The organism is Stenotrophomonas sp. 2YAF22 (assembly GCF_052114665.1).
Taxonomy (GTDB): domain Bacteria; phylum Pseudomonadota; class Gammaproteobacteria; order Xanthomonadales; family Xanthomonadaceae; genus Stenotrophomonas; species Stenotrophomonas indicatrix.
Window position 1 is genome coordinate 1 of record NZ_JBFRFE010000620.1, and the last position, 2,556, is coordinate 2,556.

General features: G+C 68.0%; 2 protein-coding genes. Both read left to right on the forward strand.

Going from position 1 to position 2,556, the window contains the following annotated elements:
- Window positions 1-1,180 (forward strand): tryptophan halogenase family protein (locus AB4Y84_RS19020; protein ID WP_442250666.1); only part of this gene is annotated, 1,180 nt, incomplete at its 5' end.
- Between the two features lie 64 nt (window positions 1,181-1,244).
- Window positions 1,245-2,556 (forward strand): xylulokinase (gene xylB / locus AB4Y84_RS19025; RefSeq protein WP_442250667.1); only part of this gene is annotated, 1,312 nt, incomplete at its 3' end.

Consider the following 2,556-nt stretch of genomic DNA (forward strand, 5'->3'; position numbering starts at 1 on the left):
CTTCTGGCTGGACAGCCTGCGCCGCGGCATGCACTCCGAGCTGGGCGACTTCTGCCTGGAAAGCGCCGCTTCCCTGGCCGACAGGTTCTCGCTGCAGACCCAACCCCAGGTCAACTACGCCTACCATTTCGACGCCGGGCTCTATGCCAGGTTCCTGCGCGGCAAGGCCGAAGCAAACGGCCTGCGGCGGGTGGAAGGCAAGATCCGCGAAGTCCGCCAGCATCCCCACGACGGCTCGGTTGTGTCGCTGGTGCTGGACGACGGGCAGGTCATCGAAGGCGATCTGTTCATCGACTGCACCGGCTTCTGCGGCCTGTTGACCGAGCAGACCCTGCATACCGGCTATGAAGACTGGAACGAATGGTTGCCCAGTGATCGCGCCGTTGCCGTGCAGACCGACTCGCCCGCGCCGCCGGTGCCCTACACCCGTGCCATCGCGCACGAGGCCGGGTGGCGCTGGCACATCGCGCTGCAGCACCGGGTCGGCTGCGGGCTGGTCTTCTCCAGCCGCCACATGTCCGATGACGAGGCGCAGGCCAAGCTGCTGCGTGATGTCGACGGACGGCCCCTGCGCGATCCGTGGCTGGTGCCGTTCCGCAGCGGGCGCCGGTTGCAGGCCTGGAACAGGAACGTGGTGGCGCTCGGGCTGGCCAGTGGCTTCATCGAGCCGCTGGAATCGACCAGCATCCACCTGACCATCAGCGCCGTGGTGCGCCTGATCCAGCTGTTCCCGTCCGACGGCATCACCCCTTCGCTGGTGGCGCTGTACAACGACGTGAGCCGCCAGGAGATGGAGCACGTGCGCGATTTCATCATCCTGCATTACCACGCCAACCAGCGCGACGAGCCGATGTGGAAGGCCTGCCGCGAGATGGCGCTGCCTGAATCGCTGCAGGTCCGCCTGCGCTCGTGGCGCGAGCGTGCCCATGCCTGGCAGGACCCTGGCGAGCTGTTCCGGGTCGACTCCTGGACCAGCGTCCTGATGGGCCAGGGTATCCAGCCCGGACCGCCGCACCCGCTTGCGCGGGCCATCGGCGATGCGGACCTGCGCACCCTGTTGCATCGCATCCGGCAGCCAGTGCAGGAAACGGTGGCGAAGATGCCGACGCAGGCAGAGTTCATCGAGCGCTACTGCAAGGCGGCGCCGGACGCATGGCAAAGGGGCAGGGCCGTGGCGTAGCCGCAGTGCGCGCTGTTGCATTGAATTGGTAGCGCTACCTTCAAACCACTACGGGGTGCAGTGAATGGAATTGGTTGCGGGAATCGACGCTGGTACGCAAAGCCTGAAGGTGGTCGTCTACGATCCTGAAGGGCGCAGTCTCGTGGCCAGCGCCAGCGCGCCATTGCAGCTGACCAGCGCTGCAGACGGCAGCCGGGAACAGCGGCCGGCCGATTGGGTGACGGCACTGCACGCCTGCTTTGCTGCGATCGATCCGGCGGTGCGCTCCCGGATTGCCGCGCTGGCAGTCTCAGGACAGCAGCATGGGTTCGTGCCGGTCGATGCGGCCGGGGAGGTGCTGGCTCCGGCCAAGCTGTGGTGCGACACCAGCACCTCGGCCGAATGCGTGCAGATCATGGACGCCGCAGGCGGCATGGCGCGCACCATCGCGTTGACCGGCAACCCGGTGCTTGCCGGTTACACCGCCTCCAAGCTGCCGTGGACGAAAACGCACCGGCCCGACGCCTACGCGCGGCTTGCCACCATCCTGCTGCCGCACGATTACCTCAATTTCGTGTTGACCGGCGAGCGCTTCTGCGAATACGGCGATGCGTCGGGCACCGGCTGGCTGGATGTGCGCACCCGAACCTGGTCGGCCGAGCTGCTGCACGCGACCGATCCGCAGCGCGATCTCGCCGACTGCCTGCCACGCATCGCCGCAACCGAAGAGATGTTCGGCATCACCCCCGCCGCGGCGGCGGCGTTGGGCCTTCCCGCATCGGTGAAGGTGGCCGTCGGCGGTGGCGACAACATGATGGCGGCCGTGGGTACCGGCTGCGTCGTACCCGGTCGCCTGGTGATGAGCCTGGGTACGTCCGGCACCCTGTTTGCCTTCTCGGACACGCCCGTGGTCGACCCGGGCGGGGCATGGGCCGCGTTCTGCTCGTCGACCGGCGGCTGGCTGCCGCTGATCTGCACGATGAACTGCACCGTAGTGACCGGACAGGTCGCCGACGCCTTCGGCTTCAGCAGCCGCGAGGGCGACCGGCACCTGCAGGCCACGCCGCCCGGTGCCGACGGCCTGGTGATGCTGCCGTTCCTCAACGGCGAACGCACGCCGGACCTGCCGCAGGGCAAGGGGGTGCTGGCGGGCCTGGACACGACCAACATGACGCCGGCGCACATCTACCGCGCGGCCATGGAAGGGGCCACCTACGCCCTGAAGTATGGCTACGACGCATTCGTCGGCGCGGGCATGCAGTTCGAACGCATCGTGCTGACCGGCGGCGGCAGCAACAGCGCGCAGTGGCGGCAACTGGTTGCCGATGTGTTCGGCCTGCCGGTGGACGTGCCGGCCCAGTCCGAAGGCGCGGCATTCGGTGCGGCATTGCAGGCCC